The 20,352-nt window shown below is 37.7% G+C and carries 22 protein-coding genes, 11 tRNA genes and 1 pseudogene; 29 read left to right on the forward strand and 5 right to left on the reverse strand.

Annotated elements, in window-relative coordinates:
* The first annotated feature begins 3 nt into the window (after positions 1–3).
* The 11 genes from NMM19_RS07190 (at position 4) to NMM19_RS07240 (ending at position 963) form a co-directional block, all read left to right on the forward strand.
* Positions 4–74 (forward strand) — tRNA-Gly (locus NMM19_RS07190).
* Between the two features lie 34 nt (positions 75–108).
* A tRNA-Ile gene (locus NMM19_RS07195) sits at positions 109–182 on the forward strand.
* Positions 183–196: 14 nt separating this feature from the next.
* Positions 197–268 (forward strand) — tRNA-Glu (locus tag NMM19_RS07200).
* A 7-nt stretch (positions 269–275) separates the two neighbouring features.
* Positions 276–365 (forward strand) — tRNA-Ser (locus tag NMM19_RS07205).
* Between the two features lie 10 nt (positions 366–375).
* Positions 376–449 (forward strand) — tRNA-Met (locus tag NMM19_RS07210).
* A 4-nt stretch (positions 450–453) separates the two neighbouring features.
* Positions 454–526, forward strand: a tRNA-Phe gene (locus tag NMM19_RS07215).
* A 16-nt stretch (positions 527–542) separates the two neighbouring features.
* A tRNA-Tyr gene (locus NMM19_RS07220) sits at positions 543–623 on the forward strand.
* Positions 624–629: 6 nt separating this feature from the next.
* Positions 630–700: transfer RNA gene (locus NMM19_RS07225), tRNA-Trp, on the forward strand.
* Between the two features lie 12 nt (positions 701–712).
* A tRNA-His gene (locus NMM19_RS07230) sits at positions 713–785 on the forward strand.
* A gap of 13 nt (positions 786–798) precedes the next feature.
* A tRNA-Gln gene (locus tag NMM19_RS07235) sits at positions 799–870 on the forward strand.
* A 9-nt stretch (positions 871–879) separates the two neighbouring features.
* Positions 880–963 (forward strand) — tRNA-Leu (locus NMM19_RS07240).
* A 74-nt stretch (positions 964–1,037) separates the two neighbouring features.
* On the opposite strand, the gene NMM19_RS07245 is transcribed toward NMM19_RS07240, so the two are convergent.
* From NMM19_RS07245 to NMM19_RS07265, 5 genes are read right to left on the reverse strand one after another with little or no spacing between them, the layout of a single operon-like run.
* Entirely contained in the window at positions 1,038–2,171 is a 1,134-nt protein-coding gene (locus NMM19_RS07245; protein ID WP_254730718.1) for a site-specific integrase, read from the reverse strand.
* Positions 2,172–2,174: 3 nt separating this feature from the next.
* Positions 2,175–2,369: a DUF3173 domain-containing protein gene (locus NMM19_RS07250; protein WP_000598356.1), complete on the reverse strand. Its 195-nt coding sequence runs from the start codon at positions 2,367–2,369 to the stop codon at positions 2,175–2,177.
* 59 nt (positions 2,370–2,428) lie between these two features.
* Complete coding sequence (locus NMM19_RS07255; protein ID WP_254730721.1) at positions 2,429–2,815, reverse strand: hypothetical protein; 387 nt, start codon at positions 2,813–2,815, stop codon at positions 2,429–2,431.
* Between the two features lie 2 nt (positions 2,816–2,817).
* Positions 2,818–4,014: a replication initiation factor domain-containing protein gene (locus tag NMM19_RS07260; protein WP_254730724.1), complete on the reverse strand. Its 1,197-nt coding sequence runs from the start codon at positions 4,012–4,014 to the stop codon at positions 2,818–2,820.
* A 40-nt stretch (positions 4,015–4,054) separates the two neighbouring features.
* A complete protein-coding gene (locus NMM19_RS07265) occupies positions 4,055–4,528 on the reverse strand; it encodes a hypothetical protein (protein WP_254730727.1) in 474 nt (157 codons plus the stop codon).
* Between the two features lie 320 nt (positions 4,529–4,848).
* Between NMM19_RS07265 and NMM19_RS07270 the strand changes: the two genes are divergently transcribed.
* From NMM19_RS07270 to NMM19_RS07355, 18 genes and pseudogenes are all read left to right on the forward strand, one after another.
* Complete coding sequence (locus NMM19_RS07270; RefSeq protein WP_254730730.1) at positions 4,849–5,301, forward strand: helix-turn-helix domain-containing protein; 453 nt, start codon at positions 4,849–4,851, stop codon at positions 5,299–5,301.
* Between the two features lie 258 nt (positions 5,302–5,559).
* Positions 5,560–6,387: an ABC transporter ATP-binding protein gene (locus tag NMM19_RS07275; protein WP_155168025.1), complete on the forward strand. Its 828-nt coding sequence runs from the start codon at positions 5,560–5,562 to the stop codon at positions 6,385–6,387.
* Positions 6,380–7,078 (forward strand): ABC transporter permease, encoded by a 699-nt coding sequence (locus NMM19_RS07280; RefSeq protein WP_023919729.1) that lies wholly within the window; start codon positions 6,380–6,382, stop codon positions 7,076–7,078. Before NMM19_RS07275 ends, NMM19_RS07280 begins: the two co-directional genes overlap by 8 nt.
* A 687-nt stretch (positions 7,079–7,765) precedes the next feature.
* Positions 7,766–8,917 carry an N-acetylglucosamine-6-phosphate deacetylase gene (gene nagA / locus NMM19_RS07285; RefSeq protein ID WP_178895509.1) on the forward strand — a complete coding sequence of 384 codons (1,152 nt, stop codon included), beginning with the start codon at positions 7,766–7,768 and terminating at the stop codon, positions 8,915–8,917.
* 166 nt (positions 8,918–9,083) lie between these two features.
* Positions 9,084–9,461 (forward strand): DUF1033 family protein, encoded by a 378-nt coding sequence (locus NMM19_RS07290; RefSeq protein WP_178895508.1) that lies wholly within the window; start codon positions 9,084–9,086, stop codon positions 9,459–9,461.
* A gap of 52 nt (positions 9,462–9,513) precedes the next feature.
* Complete coding sequence (comGA, locus tag NMM19_RS07295) at positions 9,514–10,455, forward strand: competence type IV pilus ATPase ComGA (RefSeq protein WP_178895507.1); 942 nt, start codon at positions 9,514–9,516, stop codon at positions 10,453–10,455.
* Entirely contained in the window at positions 10,403–11,419 is a 1,017-nt protein-coding gene (comGB, locus tag NMM19_RS07300; RefSeq protein ID WP_178895665.1) for a competence type IV pilus assembly protein ComGB, read from the forward strand. The genes comGA and comGB overlap by 53 nt, the downstream gene beginning before the upstream one ends.
* 124 nt (positions 11,420–11,543) lie before the next feature.
* Positions 11,544–11,807: a competence type IV pilus major pilin ComGC gene (comGC, locus tag NMM19_RS07305; protein WP_254730733.1), complete on the forward strand. Its 264-nt coding sequence runs from the start codon at positions 11,544–11,546 to the stop codon at positions 11,805–11,807.
* Positions 11,770–12,204: a competence type IV pilus minor pilin ComGD gene (gene comGD, locus NMM19_RS07310; RefSeq protein ID WP_254730736.1), complete on the forward strand. Its 435-nt coding sequence runs from the start codon at positions 11,770–11,772 to the stop codon at positions 12,202–12,204. The genes comGC and comGD overlap by 38 nt, the downstream gene beginning before the upstream one ends.
* Entirely contained in the window at positions 12,167–12,469 is a 303-nt protein-coding gene (gene comGE / locus NMM19_RS07315) for a competence type IV pilus minor pilin ComGE (protein WP_178895505.1), read from the forward strand. The genes comGD and comGE overlap by 38 nt, the downstream gene beginning before the upstream one ends.
* Complete coding sequence (comGF, locus tag NMM19_RS07320) at positions 12,432–12,893, forward strand: competence type IV pilus minor pilin ComGF (protein ID WP_178895504.1); 462 nt, start codon at positions 12,432–12,434, stop codon at positions 12,891–12,893. Before comGE ends, comGF begins: the two co-directional genes overlap by 38 nt.
* Positions 12,871–13,308, forward strand: coding sequence for a competence type IV pilus minor pilin ComGG (gene comGG, locus NMM19_RS07325; RefSeq protein WP_178895503.1), 438 nt, complete (start codon positions 12,871–12,873; stop codon positions 13,306–13,308). The genes comGF and comGG overlap by 23 nt, the downstream gene beginning before the upstream one ends.
* Positions 13,309–13,407: 99 nt before the next feature.
* The gene (locus tag NMM19_RS07330) at positions 13,408–14,109 is read left to right on the forward strand and encodes a histidine phosphatase family protein (protein WP_178895502.1); all 702 of its coding nucleotides are present in this window, start codon (positions 13,408–13,410) and stop codon (positions 14,107–14,109) included.
* Between the two features lie 189 nt (positions 14,110–14,298).
* The gene (locus tag NMM19_RS07335) at positions 14,299–16,005 is read left to right on the forward strand and encodes an ABC transporter ATP-binding protein (protein WP_178895501.1); all 1,707 of its coding nucleotides are present in this window, start codon (positions 14,299–14,301) and stop codon (positions 16,003–16,005) included.
* 1 nt (position 16,006) lies between these two features.
* Positions 16,007–17,773, forward strand: coding sequence for an ABC transporter ATP-binding protein (locus NMM19_RS07340; protein WP_178895500.1), 1,767 nt, complete (start codon positions 16,007–16,009; stop codon positions 17,771–17,773).
* 289 nt (positions 17,774–18,062) lie between these two features.
* Positions 18,063–18,752 (forward strand): gamma-glutamyl-gamma-aminobutyrate hydrolase family protein, encoded by a 690-nt coding sequence (locus NMM19_RS07345; RefSeq protein WP_016466883.1) that lies wholly within the window; start codon positions 18,063–18,065, stop codon positions 18,750–18,752.
* Positions 18,746–18,936: pseudogene (locus NMM19_RS08405) on the forward strand (hypothetical protein). Before NMM19_RS07345 ends, NMM19_RS08405 begins: the two are co-directional and overlap by 7 nt.
* Positions 18,923–20,272: a glucose-6-phosphate isomerase gene (locus NMM19_RS07355; protein ID WP_061564458.1), complete on the forward strand. Its 1,350-nt coding sequence runs from the start codon at positions 18,923–18,925 to the stop codon at positions 20,270–20,272. The pseudogene NMM19_RS08405 and the gene NMM19_RS07355 overlap by 14 nt, the downstream one beginning before the upstream one ends.
* Positions 20,273–20,352 lie beyond the last annotated feature (80 nt).

Below are 20,352 nucleotides of genomic sequence, written 5' to 3' on the forward strand. Positions count from 1 at the left end.
TAAGCGGGTGTAGTTTAGTGGTAAAACTACAGCCTTCCAAGCTGTTGTCGCGAGTTCGATTCTCGTCACCCGCTTTGAACTTTTGTTCAAATACCAAGTTTTTAACTTGGGCGCGTAGCTCAGGTGGTTAGAGCGCACGCCTGATAAGCGTGAGGTCGGTGGTTCGAGTCCACTCGTGCCCATTTTTTATAAATATGGTCCGTTGGTCAAGGGGTTAAGACACCGCCTTTTCACGGCGGTAACACGGGTTCGAATCCCGTACGGACTATTTTGTTGGAGGATTACCCAAGTCCGGCTGAAGGGAACGGTCTTGAAAACCGTCAGGCGTGTAAAAGCGTGCGTGGGTTCGAATCCCACATCCTCCTTTATTATTAACGCGGGATGGAGCAGCTCGGTAGCTCGTCGGGCTCATAACCCGAAGGTCGTAGGTTCAAATCCTGCTCCCGCAATATTGGCTCGGTAGCTCAGTTGGTAGAGCAATGGATTGAAGCTCCATGTGTCGGCGGTTCGATTCCGTCTCGCGCCATTTTTTACAATCATACGGAAGGGTAGCGAAGAGGCTAAACGCGGCGGACTGTAAATCCGCTCCTTCGGGTTCGGGGGTTCGAATCCCTCCCCTTCCATCCTCTACGGGCATAGTTTAAAGGTAGAACTAAGGTCTCCAAAACCTTCAGTGTGGGTTCAATTCCTACTGCCCGTGTTTAATAGTATGGCGGGTGTGGTGAAGTGGTTAACACACCAGATTGTGGCTCTGGCATGCGTGGGTTCGATCCCCATCACTCGCCTATTTTATATTATTGGGGTATAGCCAAGCGGTAAGGCAAGGGACTTTGACTCCCTCATGCGTTGGTTCGAATCCAGCTACCCCAGTTACTATTTGCCGGCGTGGCGGAATTGGCAGACGCGCTGGACTCAAAATCCAGTGTCCGCAAGGACGTGCCGGTTCGACCCCGGCCGCCGGTATAGTTTAAAAGACAAGGTTTTCGGACCTTGTCTTTTTTTCTTTGTAGTATGTCGAGTTACCAATTTTTTCCATTTTAAAATAAATCGTCAAGTTTATTAGCTAATGTTTTCTGTTTGCTAGGGTACAAATGAGAATAAGTATCAATTGTTGTTGTAATAGATGCGTGTCCTAATCTTTCTTTGACAACAAGATAGTCTTCTCCTTGATTTATAAGTAATGATGCGTGAGAGTGTCTCAAATCATGAATTCTTATTTTCTTTAAATCTTTATCCCTTTCTAGTATTTGCTTAAACTTCTTATCAATCATATTTTTTGTAATTGTTATTGGTGTACTCTGTATCATTTGTAGTTCTTCAGTATTTTTCGTAAATTCCTCAAGTTTTTCTTTTTGTTTTACTTTCCAATCTTTTAGCATTTCTGCTAGTTTTTGATTTATTGTAATATTTCTAGTTCCTGAACGTGTTTTTGTTGTATTAATGTAGCTTGTATTATTGACAAAGTATACCGTTTTGGTAACGTAAATCGTATTTGTTAAAAGATTTATATCATTCCAGTTCAATGCGAGGATTTCTCCCATTCTCATCCCAGTAAAGAAAGCAATTACGAAAAACAGGTCATAGCTTATTTCATCATCTCGAATAAGTTCTCTAAATCTCGTGAATTCTTCTATACTCCAAAATTTGATATTAGGTTTCCTAATTGGTAATTTTCTCAGATTCTCAACAGGATTTTTATCAATGAGGGATTTTCTTATACCAGTATCAAAAATTTTTTTAAGTAGAATTAGAATTTTATTAATTGTATTATAACTTAATGTTTCGTTTTCATTTTGTTTTTTAGGTTTTGTTTTTAGGTATTCACGAAATTCGAATATATGGTCATACGTTAATTTATTTAAATTTGTATCTTTAAAATAAGGCTTAATATGACGCTCATAATTGTTTCTTTGTGTACTTGTGTAGCTTATTTTTCTGCCATTTTTTAGATCGTCTTCTTCAAGCAAGTCGAATAACATATCCGTTGTCACTACAAAGTCAAATTGTTTTTCTTTTAATTCTACAACTCGAATATGTTGTTCCAGTTCTAAGGCTTCCTTTTTAGATTTTAATCCTTTCCGAATGATACGTACTCTTTTTTGTGTGACGGGGTGGAAACCATTAGAAACATCAACAGTCCATTTACCACTTTTAGTTTTGCGAATAGTCATTCATTATGCTTCTTTCTGGAGTTCAATTCCTAATAGTTCTTCAGCAACACTGGCTGGAATTGTACCAATCCGTTTATTATCGTAGATATTAAAACCACGATTCACTAATAGTAATTTGCCAGTATGGATAATCTTTCTTGCAGTTCCTGGTGCAAATCCAAGTTCGATAAGGTCATCTTTTGTTACAGTTTTAATCATGTTATCTCCTTTTCTAATTAGATTAAGTAAGGGGAGGATTAACTCCCCTTGTCTTATACTTATTTTTGTTTTACGTCTACTAAATGGATAGCATCCGCCTTGTAATACATCGTTGAACTAATCATAGTGGCTTGTAAATTGTCAAATGTAACTGGTACTTGATCCATTGCTTGGATATAGTCATTATCAACCAAGGCATCTGGATTATCTACTGAGACTTGGGTTGATTTCTTTTTGAATTGTCCATCCTTGATTGTTACATTGTATTTCCAACCAATGATTTTATTGGTATTAAAACGTCTTTCGCTACCATCTCGGTTTTTGATAATTTCTCCGTTTGCATCTGCTCGGACTTCAGTTTCAAATTTTGGAATAACTTCATCCAATTCAAATTTTGTTCCAATGTTATTAAAATTCCAGTCATTTTGTGAAAGCATTTTTGCCATAATTAATTTCTCCTTTTGATATTTTCTTTTATTGTAGGGATTAAATCTTCTCTTTTAAAGAGAAGAGCCCTTTCTATTAATCCACTTGCTAAATCTGGTGGATATTCCATATTGTTGAGTGCGAGATAGTTAGATTTCTCATACTCATACAGTAAGTTATTGTCGTATAGAAATTTATACGCTTTTAGAATAGCTCCAGAACCTTTATAGGTAAACCATTCTAATTTTTGTTCTAGTTCTGTTTTTGGTTTTGAAATAATGATAGAGACAGGTTTTGAGTGACCTAAAAACTTTTCCCAAGATCTCAAGGGTTTTGAGAAGTGACTATCACTATAGAATCTCACTTTTTCTTTGAGATATCCCTTGGTAAAGTTGAGAAGGTCTATTTCTGAATGCAACCATTCTTGAATGAAGTAGTGAGCTTTTTCTTTCCTAAGTTCTAACTCAGTTCTTATCCAATTTTCTATAAAACGCTTGCTGATGCCGAGCTTCTCAGCTCGTTCTAAGCGTTTATCGTAAATTCTAAGTCTTTCATCATCATTGGGTTTTCTCAAATATAAGGTTTGGCCGATTGTTTCATCTCCGTAGGTATTGTAGTAAGTGCTTTTTCCATATATAAAGCGTTTCTTCTGACAAATCTTTAGAAGCTGATTAGGAGTGAAATAGGGTGTTTCATTAAAATCATCTATTGCAATATCAATTCGTCTTACTGAAAACTGATTGTAATTGTAGTAGAGGTTGTTCAGAAACTGTCTTTCGGACAGACTATTTGGATCTAATACCATATCTCTAAAGAACTCGAGTGCCTGTCCTGACATGACAAGCATGTAGGACGACTCTTTCGCTCCATAGTAGATACGGATATTCCCATGATGAAGCTGGCTATCATAGTTATAGTATTTAAGGCTCCCTTTATTCTCAATAAATAGGTCATAATCAAGAAATAGAATGTCTTCGATTATTTCTCTTGGCGAAAATTCAGTCTTATCAAACTGAATTTGAATCCAGTCAAATACAGAACGTAAATGTTCATTTTTTGCCATAGATTTTGATTCAACTTTTTGCCTAATTTTGCCACTCTTAAAATCTCCGAAACCCTTGGAAATACTGAATTCTTTCGATGGTACACCTAACTTGCAGAGGGTGGTGTTACTACACACCCTAACGGTCAAAAATGGTCCGTCCGCATCTACGCTCATTTTCGGCTTTCTGCCTCATGGCTCAGCCGAAAACTCGCTATTAGCCGAACCTATTTTTTGACCTCTTGTTAACAAACCCTAATAAGCCGGTTTGCATCGACTCTTCAATATCTTGGATTTTCTTTTTTAGATTGGCATTCTCATTTTTTATCAGTCGTATTTCTCGCTTAAATTCCTGTTTTAAGGCGCTCAGTTCATCATAGAGCTCATCTATTACTTGGTTTAGGGATTCGTGCTCATTGTCTGCTAGGCTCCCAAATACGGCTTGTATAGCCTCTTTTAGACCTATTTCAAGTTTTAGGTTAGCTAACTTTTGAAATTGTCTAAGGTCTTCGTTTGTAAAGTCATAGGCAACTGTATAACTTAATTGATGAGTTCTTGGATTTCTACTGATAGGAATTTTAATTTTTTTAAATTCCTTGCCACTTATCTCTTTAATCAGTTGAATCCAATTTTTAAGAGTAGAGGTAGAGTTTAGGCCAGAAATTTGATTGACTAACTCTTTATTGGTCATCTTTTTGTGAAACCTCCGAAATTTTCTTGTGCAACTGAAGAGTTTTCTGTGGTATAATTGTTACATAATATGTTTTGATCTTGGAACGAACGGCACATTTGTTTCAAGATTTTTTTATTTTGTCGAATCTTACCTCCTTTATTAAAATTTTTTAAATTGACTACTAATTACATACGCTTTTACCTCCTTTTATGCTATAATATTCTCAATGGAATATTTAATCTCAAAATAAATATTCCTTATGGAATAATTCTATTTTATACCGTTTAGAATATTTTGTCAAGCTAAAATATACAGAATCGAATATTAAAGAGGATACAATGTTTAGTAATAATTCTTTTGGAGATCGTCTTAAGGAACTGAGAAAGAGTAAGAAGTTAACACAGGTACAAGTTTCTGAGATGATTGATGTACAACAAGGTACTTATTCTCGTTGGGAAAACGGAACTTTAGAGCCTAATTTAGAAGCGGTTGTCAAATTAGCAAAATTATTTGATACCACGACCGACTATTTATTAGGAAAAACGACTTACAGTACTCTAGATGTTGTCCCGCATCCAATCACTAAAATTGATTTGAAAAAATTAAAAGAGTTTAATAAAACAGAACTAAATGATCTGAAGTTTGCTATTGTCATGCATGGGATAAAAAATCATTTCACTGCATTTGACTATATGGACGAGCTAGTCTCTGAATATAATTTAGATGAAGAAGAGCAAGAAATCTTGCAAACTCTCTTTAAAGAGGTTTATGATTATTTTAATGCAGATTGATGGTTTATAAGATTAAATCTCAATAGGTAAAGATGAGTATATTTTTGTTGAATGATTTTACATTTAGCTTTTTTATTATAGCATTTGATTATTAGTGAGTAGACACATAATAAGCAACACCAGCAATGATGACAACTTTAGTAACGTTGTATGCGATAGCAGCAGCAAGCATGTAATTTACCTCCATAGTTATAATGTATTTATATTTTAATATTATTTCTAATGATTCAAGTATTTTTGTTAAAAAAGGAGAACAAAATGATAAAAGTGGACAATCTTTCTAAGCGTTTTGGCAATAAAATCGCTTTAGAGGACATTTCGTTTGACATTAAGGAAGGGGAAATCTTTGGTTTTCTAGGTCCTTCTGGTGCTGGTAAAACGACGACCATAAATATTTTGACAGGACAGTTATCACAGGATAGCGGAAAAGCTTATATTTTAAATAAAGAGTCTAATCAGTTACTTCCTTCGGATTTTTTAAATATTGGTATAATGAGTGATACTGTTGGATTCTATGGAAAGATGACAGTTTATAAGAACTTGCAATTCTTTGCTAAGTATCACAATGTGAGTTTAGATAAACTTGATGTTTTGTTGAAGGAACTGGAATTATTTGAAGATAAAGATAAGAAGGCAGAAAAACTATCAACTGGTATGAAACAGCGTATGCTTCTTATTCGGTCAATTTTGCATCATCCTAAAATTCTTTTTTTAGATGAACCTACATCGGGGTTGGACCCTGCTTTATCAAATAAAGTACATGATATTCTGTTGAATTTAAAAAATGAGGGAACAACAATATTTTTAACAACTCATGATATGAGTGAAGCTACTAAAATTTGTGACCGTATATCATTGTTGAATTCAGGTCATATATTAGAATATGGTTCTCCTCAAGAAATCATAGATAAATATAGTCAGCAAGATAAGGCTGTTATTCGTTTTAAAAATGGAGATTCGATAATGGTGTCTCAAGCAGAGGCTGCTAGATATTTGGGTGGTTCTGATGTAGCTAGTGTGCATACTTTAGAAAATACGCTTGAGGATATTTTTATAAAGATTTCGGAGGATTCAAAAAATGTATAGATTGATGACACTTTTATGGTTACGTTGGGAATACTTAATTAGCAATAGAGTTTTGTTAGTTGTATGTGTAGCTACACCGTTTGTTGATTTTGCTATTTTACAAGCTATCCCTATGATTCATGGCGAATTGTATTTTTTAAACATGGGACTTAGTTTGATTTATAGTATGACAGCTGGTTCTTTTACCTCAATGATGATTTCTGAAGAAAAAGAGAAGAAGAATTTAAGAACATTGATATTGAGTGGTGTTACAAAATATAATTATATAATTTCTGTCATTTCATTCCCTTTTATTTTTTCTGTTTTATCGGCTTTGTTCATGCCTGTAATTTTTGGAGTCTCTATTCCAAATTGGCTAACGTATTTTGTTGTAGTAGTATTGACTACGTTAGCATTTATTCTGTTGAATTTATCTATAGGTTTGTTTTCTAAGACCCAAACTCATGCAACATTATTTAGTATGATTGTCTTGATTATAGCTACTTTTTTGCCTATGCTTTCATCTGATATGAGCAATAAAATTATGAGTTACATCACGAGATTTTCTTTTATAGGTGCTAACACAGAATATTTTATAAAACTTGAAAAATTTCAAATATCTGAATCAAGTGTGTTTGCTTTAATTTGTTGGGTAGTTGTACTTATCTTTATTTCAAATTTTGCATTTAAATGGAACTCTCGTGAGCATTGATTTATATAATTCTTTTAGAAATAAAGAGTTTGAGTGTATTATGCTTAAAGGTTCCTCATTTTACTACATACGGAAAGAATTACAGCCGTCGTTTTCAAGATAAAGAGCTCATTTCTGAGATTATTTCACAGGTTCTCAATCAAGTTTTATGTGATGGTTTAATTGATCGTTATCTTTTGTTTTGAATACCTTTGTATGAATATGACCGGTTGGGACATATCCTCTATTCTCTGATGATGCTCTTAGGACGATAAGGTATGAAGTGTTACCAAAAAGTTACAAAAATTTGAAAAATCAGTCTATTTTGCAAGATTCAAAATTCTTAAAACCCTATTAAATCAAGGTTATAAGATTTAAAAAATGTAGTTATGGAACTCAAAATCCAGTGTCCGCAAGGACGTGCCGGTTCGACCCCGGCCGCCGGTATAGTAATAACGACAAGGTTTTCGAGCCTTGTCTTTTTATTTTTTCTTCCAATTTTTTCTCTCAGAGTTACTTAAAATTACTATTTTTTTAAATAATTATTTTTATCTAGTAAACATTTTTTACTTTATTTTTACTAAATCTTCAATTATTTCACATTATTTTTAACTATGATAGGTCTATACCATTTACAAATTACTTATAAAGGTTTATAATGTAATTGACATAATAAATATTAGAAAATTGTATACGGAGGTTATCATTATGCCTAAATATATTAAAGCTGATCAATTTTTCTATCCTCATGGTGTTCGTCGCGGTGGTTACTTAGAACTTATTGATGGGAAATTTGGTAAGCATGTAGATCAAGTAGCTGAAGGTGCTGAAATTATTGACTATAGTGGTTATAGTATTGCACCTGGTCTTGTGGATACTCATATTCATGGTTTTGGTGGTGTCGATGTTATGGACAATAATATTGAAGGTACGCTTCATACTATGAGTGAAGGGCTTCTTAGTACTGGTGTTACAAGCTTTTTGCCAACAACTTTGACCTCTTCATATGAGCAGTTATTAGCAGTAACTGAGAATATTGGGGCTCGTTACCAAGAAGCTACTGGTGCTAAGATTCGTGGTATTTATTTTGAAGGTCCTTATTTTACTGAAAAGTATAAGGGAGCTCAAAATCCAGCTTACATGAAGGATCCTCGAATGGATGAGTTTCGTGCTTGGCAGAAGGCTGCTAATGGCCTTCTTAATAAGATTGCGCTTGCTCCAGAACGTGAAGGTGTAGAAGACTTTGTTCGTACTATTACTGGAGAAGGTGTAACGGTTGCTCTTGGTCACTCTAATGCAACATTTGATGAAGCTAAAAAAGCTGTTGATGCTGGAGCAAGTGTATGGGTACATGCTTATAACGGTATGCGTGGTTTGACTCATCGTGAACTTGGGATGGTTGGTGCCATGTATGAATTGCCTCATACTTACGCAGAGTTGATTTGCGATGGTCATCATGTGGATCCTAAAGCTTGTGATATTCTTCTTAAACAAAAAGGTACTGAAAATATTGCTCTTATTACAGACTGTATGACAGCTGGTGGTTTACAAGATGGTGACTATATGTTGGGAGAATTCCCAGTTGTGGTTGCAAATGGGACTGCTCGTCTTAAATCTACAGGGAACTTGGCAGGTTCTATTCTCAAACTTAAAGACGGTTTGAAAAATGTTGTTGAATGGGGTATTGCAAATCCTCATGAAGCAGTCATGATGGCCAGTCTCAACCCAGCAAAATCAGTTCACATTGATGATGTATGTGGACAAATCCGTGAAGGTTACGATGCTGACTTTATCGTTCTTGATAAAGATTTGGAATTGGTAGCAACTTATCTTGATGGGGAAAAACGTTATCAAGCTTAGAAACATAAAGCAGTGACTAGTTTTAGTTGCTGCTTTTTCGTTAGCTGCATTTTATTGTGTGACTTGATTAAAGAGAAAGTCCTTAAGGTAGTTACTGAAAACGAGCAAATTTCTTTCTTTGTACTTAAAATTTCGCTATAATAGACGATACAAAGGAAATGAAACTATGTATCGAGTTATAGAAATGTACGGGGATTTTGAACCTTGGTGGTTCATAGAAGGATGGGAAGAAGACGTCATTAGTAGTAAGAAATTCGAAAACTACTATGATGCCTTGAAGTATTATAAATCTTGCTGGTTTGAACTGGAAAAGAAAATTCCACTATATAAAAGTCGTGGGGACTTGATGACTATATTTTGGAATCCAGAGGATAAACGTTGGTGCGAGGAATGTGACGAATTTCTGCAACAATATCATTCACTGGCTTTGCTAGAAGATGGTCAAGTCATCCCAGACGAAAAATTCCGACCAGGTTATGAGAAACAAACTGGTATAGAAAGCCACAGAACTTGTCGTATCAAAAAAGATGGAACAACTTTTTAATGAAGTTGTTCTTTTTTTGTATTTTCTTCGAATAATTAACTGAGGAGGGAATATGGTACAAGCACTTGCACAAGAATTGATTAGTTTCGCAAAAAAGGATGGAGCTCAGGATATCTATTTTATTCCCAAGGATAAGGTCTATGAGTTGCATATGCGAATAGGAGATGAAAGGCGTTTGATTAATAGCTATGACTTTGAAAAGTTGGGAGCAGTTATTAGTCACTTTAAATTTGTTGCGGGGATGAATGTTGGAGAAAAGCGTCGTAGTCAGCTTGGGTCCTGTGATTATCAGCATGATGGCAAGGTTACTTCACTACGCTTATCGACGGTAGGAGATTATCGTGGTCATGAGAGTTTAGTTATTCGCCTTTTGCACGATGAAGAACAAGAGTTGCGCTTCTGGTTTCAAGGCCTTAAGGAACTGGGAAAGGGCTTTAGGCAACGCGGTCTTTATCTTTTTGCAGGCCCTGTAGGAAGTGGGAAAACTACCTTAATGCATGAATTAGCTAAGTCATTATTCAAGGGACAGCAGGTTATGTCTATTGAAGACCCAGTTGAGATTAAGCAAGAAGAGATGCTGCAATTACAACTTAATGAAGCTATTGGACTGAGCTATGAAAACTTGATAAAACTTTCTTTGCGCCACCGTCCAGATCTTTTAATCATTGGAGAAATCCGGGATAGCGAAACGGCTCGTGCTGTTGTAAGAGCGAGCTTAACGGGAGCTACAGTGTTTTCGACCATTCATGCAAAGAGTATTCGTGGGGTCTATGAGCGTCTTTTAGAACTTGGTGTCAGTGAAGATGAACTCGCAGTTGTTTTACAAGGTGTTTGCTACCAGAGACTAATCGGGGGAGGAGGAATTATTGATTTTGCAAACCAAAATTATTCAGAACACCAGGCAGAAAAATGGAATGAGCACATGGATCAGCTTCTTAAAGATGGACATATCACTGCCCTTCAAGCTGAAACGGAGAAAATTAGCTACCAGTAAGCAGAAGAAAATCATCACTCTCTTTAACAATTTGTTTTCGAGTGGTTTTCACTTGGTAGAAATCATTTCCTTTCTTGATAGAAGTCATTTGTTGGAGAAGGAATATGTTTCACAGATGCGCCTAGGACTATCGAAAGGAAAATCTTTCTCGGAAATGATGGGGAATTTAGGTTTTTCGAGTGCGATTGTCACGCAACTTTCTTTGGCTGAAGTTCATGGAAATCTCCATTTGAGTTTGGGGAAAATTGAAGAATATTTGGATAATCTTGCTAAGGTGAAGAAGAAGTTAATTGAAGTTGCGACCTATCCACTTATTCTGCTAGCTTTCTTACTGCTCATTATGTTGGGTTTGCGAAATTATCTCTTGCCCCAACTGGATAGTAGTAACATAGCTACCTTAGTGATTAGCAAGCTACCACATATTTTTCTTGGACTTACTCTAGTAGTAGCACTCGCATTTTTAACAGGATTGATTTTCTACAGAAAATCTAGGAAGATACAAGTCTTTTCTTTTCTAGCTAGAATTCCTTTTATCGGTGTGTTTATTCAGTATTATCTGACGGCCTATTATGCTAGAGAATGGGGAAATATGATTGGACAAGGATTAGAATTGTCACAGATTTTCCAGATGATGCAGGAGCAGGGAAATCCACTTTTTAATGAAATTAGTTTGGATTTATCTCAGTCATTACAAAATGGTCATGAATTTTCTAAAGTTGTTCAAGATTATCCCTTCTTTAGAAGAGAGTTGGGATTAATCATTGAATATGGAGAGGTCAAATCCAAGTTGGGAAGTGAATTGGAAATCTATGCGGAAAAAACGTGGGAATCATTCTTTACCCGAGTTAATAGGACTATGAACTTAGTTCAACCACTGGTCTTTATTTTTGTAGCCCTACTAATCGTTTTATTGTACGCAGCCATGTTGCTGCCAATGTATCAAAATATGGAGGTAAATTTTTAGATGAAAAAAATGTTGATGAAATTTAAAAAAGCTCAGGTTAAAGCTTTCACACTAGTCGAAATGAGGGATAGTAAAATTATTGATTTTTTAAGAAAACAAAGAGAATAGCACACCCTTATTTGAAATGTTGGTGGTGTTGCTTATCATTAGTGTCCTACTCTTACTGTTTGTGCCAAACCTAACTAAGCAAAAGGATGCAGTGAATGACAAGGGGAAAGCAGCTGTCGTCAAGGTGGTAGAAAGCCAGGCAGAACTCTATAGTCTGGATAAAAATGAAGATGCCAGTCTAAGCAAATTACAGGCAGATGGACGTATCACTGCTGAGCAGGCAAAAGCCTACAAAGAATACCATGCAAAACAAAATACAAATCAAACAGTTGCGGATTAAGGCTTTTACCATGTTAGAAAGTCTATTGGTATTAGGGATTGTTAGTCTGTTAGTCGTGGGCTTGTCGAGTTCAGTTCAGTCGACTTTTGAGACTGTAGAGGAGCAGATTTTCTTTATGGAGTTTGAGGAACTTTATCGGGAAACGCAGAAGCGAAGTCTGGCTAGTCAGCAAAAGATCAACTTAATGTTAGAAGAGAGAAGTATTGGAAATGGCTATCATAAATTAACCATCCCTAAAGGAATTCAACTACAGTCCAATCAGTCAATTTCCTTTGACAAGTCTGGTGGGAATTCGTCTCTGGCCAGCGTGAGATTTCAAACAAGGAAAGAAGTGGTTCGATACCAACTATATCTAGGAAATGGAAAGATTAAACGTATTCAAGAAGCAAAAAATTAAGGCGGTTATTTTACTGGAAGCAGTGATTTCACTAGCTATTTTTGCCAGTATAGCAACTCTCTTACTAGGACAAATTCAAGAAAGTAGAAAAAGAGAAGTAGAACTTCTAAAACAGGAAGAAGTTTTGCGAGTGGCTCGTATGGCTTTGCAGACTGGACAAAAGGAGTTGACTGTCAATGGCCTTACGGTTCATGTTGTCTCGAATGAGCGAGGTTTGGAGGTATACCATGGAACGGAGAAATTACTGGCGATTCAAGACAAGTAGGGTCAGAGCTTTTACACTATTAGAATCCTTGGTTTCCCTTATCGTTATTAGTGGTAGCTTACTCCTCTTTCAAGCTATGAGTCAGCTCTTGGTTTCAGAGGTTCGCTACCAGCAGAGAAGTGAGCAAAAAGAATGGCTTTTATTTGTGGATCAGCTGGAAGCAGAGCTGAATCGAACCCAATTTGAAAAAGTGGAGAATGATAGGCTTTACCTCAAACAGGAAGGCAAACCCATTTCCATTGGGAAATCAAGGTCAAATGATTTCCGGAAAACAGATGCTAGTGGACGTGGTTATCAACCCATGGTTTATGGCCTTAAATCAACGCATATTTACCAAAAAGGGCAAAATGTTCATTTCAATTTTCAGTTTGAAAAGGGACTAGAGAGGGAATTTATCTATCGTGTTGAAAAAGAAGAAAGTTAGAGCTGGAGTTCTCCTTTACGCTATTACTATTGCTGGAATTTTTAGTCTCTTATTGCAGTTTTATCTGAATCGACAAGTGGCTCATCATCAGGATTATGCCCTTAATAAAGAAAAGCTTCTTGCATTTGCAATGGCTAAAAGAACTTATGAAAAAGCTAATTCTGAAAGTGGAGTCCAGTCATTTGATGTCGGAAAAGCAACTTATCATACTGATGAAAAAGGCTTTTTAACGATAGTTACTAGTGGCAAAAATCAATTTGAATTTCGTTTTTCACCTTTGGAGAAAACTGAAGATAAGACTAAAAAGACAGAAAATAAGTCCAAAGAAGGAAATGAGGAGAAAAAAGAAGAAGGGGGCAAAAAAGAAACTGCAAAGTCTTCTGAAGTTACTCCTTCAAAGAAAGATACGGAATAGCTTGGATTTTTGCTTCAATTGTGAGGTTGAAGGCCAGTGAGTTAGGACGAGGTTTTTGTCTGAAATCATGCTATAATAGATACATATGGAGGATGGAATATGTCAAGTGTAAAATTGTATCTAGTACGTCATGGGAAAACAATGTTTAATACGATTGGTCGTGCTCAAGGTTGGAGTGATACTCCCCTAACAGCTGATGGAGAACGAGGCATTCATGAATTGGGGATTGGTTTGCGGGAGTCAGGTTTAACCTTTGAACGTGCTTATTCAAGCGATTCTGGGCGGACCATTCAGACAATGGGAATTATCCTTGAAGAACTTGGTTTGACAGGGCAAATTCCTTATCGCATGGATAAGCGAATTCGTGAATGGTGCTTTGGTAGTTTTGATGGTGCTTATGATGGGGACTTATTTATGGGGATTATTCCTCGTATCTTTAATGTCGATCATGTGCATCGTTTGTCCTATGCTGAGCTGGCTGAAGGTCTGGTAGAAGTGGATACAGCAGGCTGGGCTGAAGGCTGGGAAAAACTAAGTGGTCGTATCTGGGAAGGTTTTGAAGCCATTGCCAAGGAAATGGAAGCTAATGGGGGAGGAAATGCTCTGGTAGTTAGCCATGGAATGACAATCGGAACCATTGTCTATCTTATCAACGGCATGCATCCGCATGGTCTTGATAATGGAAGTGTGACGATTCTCGAGTACCAAGATGGTCAGTTCTCAGTTGAGATTGTTGGGGACTGTAGCTACCGTGAAATTGGACGAGTTAAGCTAGACGAGCAAGATAGTTCAGAACAATAAAATTCAGCACTAAATTTAGAAGAATTTTTAAAGGATTGATAGAATGCTGATGTCGTCATTGCACAAGCTTGCGAGAGCTGAGTGCTTTGACAATAGCATTCTTTTTTGTTAGAATAGCATCAACATGAAAGCATAAGAAGGGACTGACAGAGCTGTCGTTCCCTTTTGTCTATCTTATAAGGGGGAAATATGCTGTTTCAGAAAATAAAAGCCTATAAATGGCAGGCTCTGGCTTCCTTAATTATGACAGGTCTAATGGTAACGAGTTCACTCCTGCAACCACGTTATTTGCAGGAAGTTTTAGAGGCCTTGCTAGCAGGAGATAATGAAGCTATTTACAATATCGGTTTTTGGTTAATCCTGGTTGCCTTGATTGGTCTAGTCGCAGGTGGAATTAATGTTGTATTAGCAGCCTACATTGCTCAGGGAGTTTCGTCAGACTTACGGGAAGATGCCTTTCGTAAGATTCAAACTTTTTCATACGCTAATATTGAGAAATTTAATGCAGGGAACCTTGTTGTGCGTATGACCAACGATATCAATCAGATTCAAAACGTCGTTATGATGACCTTCCAAATCCTCTTTCGACTACCGATTTTATTTATTGGTTCCTTTATATTAGCCGTTGTCACTCTACCTTCGTTGTGGTGGGTGCTGGTTCTTATGGTCGTTTTGATCGTCGCCATGACAGGTCTTATGATGGGGATGATGGGACCGCGCTTTGCAAAATTCCAGACCTTATTGGAGCGTATCAATGCCATTGCCAAAGAAAATTTACGTGGTGTGCGCGTGGTTAAGTCTTTTGTTCGAGAAAAAGACCAGTTTGCTAAGTTTACGCAGGTATCCGATGAATTACTGGGTGAAAACCTTTATATCGGCTACGCCTTTTCTATCGTTCAACCTGTAATGATGATGATTTCATACGGGGCTGTCTTTCTTTCAATCTGGCTTGTAGCAGGTATGGCAGAGTCAGATCCGTCAGTAGTTGGTTCCATTGCTTCCTTTGTAAACTACCTGAGTCAGATTATCTTTACCATCGTCATGGTTGGATTTTTGGGGAACTCAGTTACTCGTGCCATGATTTCCCTTCGTCGTATTCGTGAAATCCTTGATACAGAACCAGCTATGACTTTCAATGATGTGGAAGATGAAGAATTGGAAGGAAGTCTCAGTTTTGAAAATGTGACCTTTACCTATCCAAATGATGAAGAACCTATCCTAAAGAATGTATCCTTCGATATCGCAGCTGGTGAAATGGTTGGGGTTGTCGGAGCAACTGGTGCAGGGAAATCAACCTTGGCTCAGTTGATTCCACGATTATTTGATCCTCAGCAAGGTTCGATCAAGATTGGTGGAAAGGACATTCGGACAGTTAGTGAAGGGACGCTTCGTAAGACAGTTTCTATCGTCCTACAAAAAGCCATTCTCTTTAGTGGAACCATTGCAGATAATCTCAGACAAGGTAAGGGAGATGCGACAGTTTCAGAAATGGAACGCGCAGCTCGCATCGCCCAGGCCAGTGAATTTATTAGTCGTATGGACTTAGCCTTTGAAAGTCCGGTTGAAGAACGTGGGACCAACTTTTCTGGTGGACAAAAACAAAGAATGTCCATTGCGCGTGGGATTGTCAGCAATCCTAAGATATTGATTTTCGATGATTCAACCTCTGCCCTTGATGCCAAATCAGAACGTTTGGTCCAAGAAGCCCTCAACAAGGATTTGAAGGGGACGACTACGATTATCATCGCACAAAAAATTAGTTCTGTTGTTCATGCTGATAAAATTTTAGTGCTTGACCAAGGTCGCTTGATTGGTCAAGGTAAGCATGCTGACTTGGTTGCAACGAATCCAGTTTATCGTGAAATTTACGAGACGCAAAAAGGAAAGGAGGAGTAGGATGAAGACATTTGAATTCTTTTGGAACTATTTTAAAGTTTATAAGATATCCTTCGTCGTTGTTATTGCTATGATTATCATTGCAACGATAGCACAAGCCCTCTTTCCAGTTTTTGCAGGTCAAACAGTCACAGAACTGGCTAATTTGGTTATAGCTTATCAAGATGGAAATCCTGACATGGTTTGGCAAAGTCTCTTGGGACTCCTTGTCAATCTTGCCTATATTTTGATAGTTTTAGTAGTGTCTAGTCTCATCTATATGGTCTTGATGAGCCGCATTATTGCTGAATCGACAAATGAGATGCGTAAGGGACTTTTTGGCAAGCTTTCTCGCTTGACCGTTTCCTTCTTTGACCGCCATCAAGATGGTGATATCCTGTCACGTTTCACCAGTGACTTGGATAATATCCTCCAGGCTTTCAACGAAAGTCTAGTGTCTGTTATGACCAACATTGCTCTTTATATTGGCTTGCTGATTGTCATGTTTGCAAAAAATATCACCTTGGCTTTGATTACGATTGCCAGCACTCCGATAGCTGTCATCATGTTGATTGTCATTTTGAAATTGGCAAGAAAATATACCAACCTCCAACAAAAGGAAGTTGGGAAGCTCAATGCTTATATGGATGAGAGTATCTCTGGACAAAAAGCAGTTATCGTTCAAGGTATCCAAGAAGATGTGATTGCTGGTTTTGTTGAGCAAAATGAACGGGTTCGAAAAGCCACTTTTAAGGGAAGAATGTTCTCAGGAATTCTCTTTCCTGTCATGAACGGGATGAGTTTGGTCAACACAGCAGTAGTTATTTTTGTAGGATCAGCTGTCTTACTGAATGATAAGAACATCGAGACAGCAACTGCTCTGGGTTTGATTGTCATGTTTACCCAGTTTTCTCAGCAGTATTACCAGCCCATTATCCAATTAGCGGCGAGCTGGGGAAGTTTGCAACTGGCCTTTACAGGTGCAGACCGTATCCAAGAAATGTTTGATGCAGAAGAAGAAATTCGTCCTAAAGATGCTCCAGTCTTTAACGAATTAAAAGATGGTGTGGAGATTCGTAACGTAGACTTCTCCTATCTCCCAGGGAAACCGATTCTGAAAGATGTTAGCATTTCAGCTCCAAAAGGAAAAATGATTGCGGTTGTTGGTCCGACAGGTTCAGGGAAAACAACCATCATGAACCTCATCAATCGTTTTTATGATGTGGATGCTGGTAGTATCAGCTTTGATGGAACAGATATCCGCGAGTTTGATTTAGATAGTTTGCGAAGTAAGGTAGGAATTGTCTTACAGGATTCTGTTTTGTTTAGCGGAACTATTCGGGACAATATTCGTTTTGGTGTCCCAGATGCCAGTCAGGAAATGGTTGAAGCAGCTGCTAAAGCTACACATATCCATGAATATATCGAAAGTCTACCAGATAAGTACGATACATTGATTGATGATGACCAGAGTGTCTTCTCGACCGGTCAAAAGCAGTTGATTTCCATCGCCCGTACCTTGATGACAGATCCACAGGTCTTAATCTTGGATGAGGCAACATCAAACGTTGATACTGTAACAGAAAGTAAGATTCAAAATGCCATGGAGGCAATTGTAGCTGGAAGAACTAGTTTTGTAATTGCCCATCGCTTGAAAACCATTCTCAATGCCGATCAGATCATTGTCCTTAAGGATGGTGAAGTTATTGAGCAAGGAAACCATCACGAATTACTCAAGCTTGGAGGCTTTTACTCCGAACTGTACCATAATCAATTTGTCTTTGAATAATACTCTTCGAACATCAAATTCAAACCACGTCAGCATCCCCTTGTCGTATATGTGTTACTGACTTCGTCAGTTCTATCCACAACCTCAAAACTGTGTTTTGAGCAACCTGCGGCTAGCTTCCTAGTTTGCTCTTTGATTTTCATTGAGTATAAGCAAAAAAGTTGTCCTAATTTTGGGCAACTTTTTCTTATAAAAAAAATTTATCACGGACTTAAAAAATACATATTAGACAGGAGTGGGGAAGGATGATAAGATAAGATTATCAATAGAAGACGAAAGGAAATCAGTAATGGCAAGAACAGTTGTTGGAGTTGCAGCAAACCTATGTCCTGTGGACGCAGAAGGTAAAAATATTCATTCATCAGTCTCTTGTAAATTTGCTGAGAGTATTCGTCAGGTTGGTGGACTTCCTTTGGTGATTCCGGTAGGAGATGAGTCGGTGGTCCACGACTACGTAGAAATGATTGATAAGCTTATCTTGACTGGAGGACAAAATGTTCATCCTCAGTTTTATGGTGAAGAAAAAACGATTGATAGCGACGACTATAACCTGGCTCGTGATGAGTTCGAGTTGGCTCTTCTACAAGAGGCTCTACGTCAGAACAAACCAATCTTAGCCATTTGCCGTGGCGTTCAGCTTGTCAATGTTGCCTTTGGTGGCACACTCAATCAGGAGATTGAAGGTCACTGGCAAGGTCTACCTTTTGGGACTTCACATTCTATTGAGACAGTTGATGGCAGTGTAGTGTCTAAATTATTTGGTAAGGAAAGTCAAGTTAACTCAGTTCATCGTCAAAGTATTAAAGACTTGGCACCTAATTTCCGTGTAACGGCAGTAGATCCTCGCGACCAAACGATTGAAGCAATCGAATCTATCGACGAACACCGTATTATTGGTTTGCAGTGGCATCCAGAGTTTTTGGTTAATGAAGAAGATGGAAATTTAGAATTATTTGAGTATTTATTGAATGAATTGTAACGACTAGAAACCTAGTCGTTTTTTTGTTTTGCTTCTTCAAATTTTAATATTGTAACATTTTTTACGCAAACGTTTGAATTATGATAAAATTTGGAAAAATTCAGTATAAAAACTTGAAAAAATCCAAGGTAAGCGTTATGATAGAAAAGAAGAAATTTTGGAGGAATACTATGTCACATATTAAATTTGATTATTCAAAAGTATTAGACAAATTTGTTGCACCACATGAAGTGGAATACATGCAAGCACAAGTTACAGCAGCAGACGAATTGATCCGTAAAGGAACTGGTGCTGGTAGCGACTTCTTGGGTTGGTTGGACCTTCCTGAAAACTATGACCGCGAAGAATTTGACCGCATCTTGAAAGCTGCTGAACAAATCAAAGCAGACAGCGATGTTTTGGTCGTTATCGGTATTGGTGGATCATACCTTGGAGCGAAAGCTGCCATTGACTTCTTGAACCACCACTTTGCAAACTTGCAAACAAAAGAAGAACGCAAAGCTCCACAAATCCTTTATGCTGGAAACTCAATCTCATCTACTTACCTTGCTGACTTGGTAGAGTATGTTGCAGACAAAGACTTCTCAGTAAACGTGATTTCTAAATCAGGTACAACAACTGAACCAGCGATTGCTTTCCGTGTCTTTAAAGAACTCTTGGTGAAGAAATACGGACAAGAAGAAGCAAACAAACGGATCTATGCAACAACTGACCGCCAGAAAGGTGCTGTTAAGGTTGAAGCAGATGCTAACGGTTGGGAAACTTTTGTGGTTCCAGATGATATCGGTGGACGTTTCTCAGTATTGACAGCAGTTGGATTGCTTCCAATCGCTGCATCAGGTGCAGACATCAAAGCCCTTATGGAAGGTGCGAACGCAGCCCGTAAAGATTACACATCAGATAAACTTTCAGAAAACGAAGCATACCAATACGCAGCAGTTCGTAACATCCTTTACCGTAAAGGATATGCTACTGAAATCTTGGTAAACTACGAGCCATCACTTCAATACTTCTCAGAATGGTGGAAACAATTGGCTGGTGAGTCAGAAGGAAAAGACCAAAAAGGGATTTACCCAACTTCAGCTAACTTCTCAACAGACTTGCACTCATTGGGTCAATTTATCCAAGAAGGAACTCGTATCATGTTTGAAACAGTTGTCCGCGTTGACAAACCTCGTAAGAATGTGATCATCCCTACTTTGGAAGAAGACCTTGACGGACTTGGCTACCTCCAAGGAAAAGACGTTGATTTCGTTAACAAAAAAGCGACTGATGGTGTTCTTCTTGCCCACACTGACGGTGATGTACCAAATATGTACGTGACTCTTCCTGAGCAAGACGCCTTCACTCTTGGTTACACTATCTACTTCTTCGAATTGGCAATCGCCCTTTCAGGTTACTTGAATGCTATCAACCCATTTGACCAACCGGGTGTTGAGGCTTACAAACGCAACATGTTTGCCCTTCTTGGTAAACCAGGATTTGAAGAATTGAGCAAAGAACTTAATGCTCGTCTATAATTAAATAATAAAGAGTGGGCTTACCACTCTTTTTGCTATTTCTCGAAAAGAGAAATTGGACTATGGCAAGACTTGTGATA

It is taken from the genome of Streptococcus sp. CF8_St5-17 (assembly GCF_024295665.1).
In the GTDB taxonomy this organism is placed as follows: Bacteria; Bacillota; Bacilli; order Lactobacillales; family Streptococcaceae; genus Streptococcus.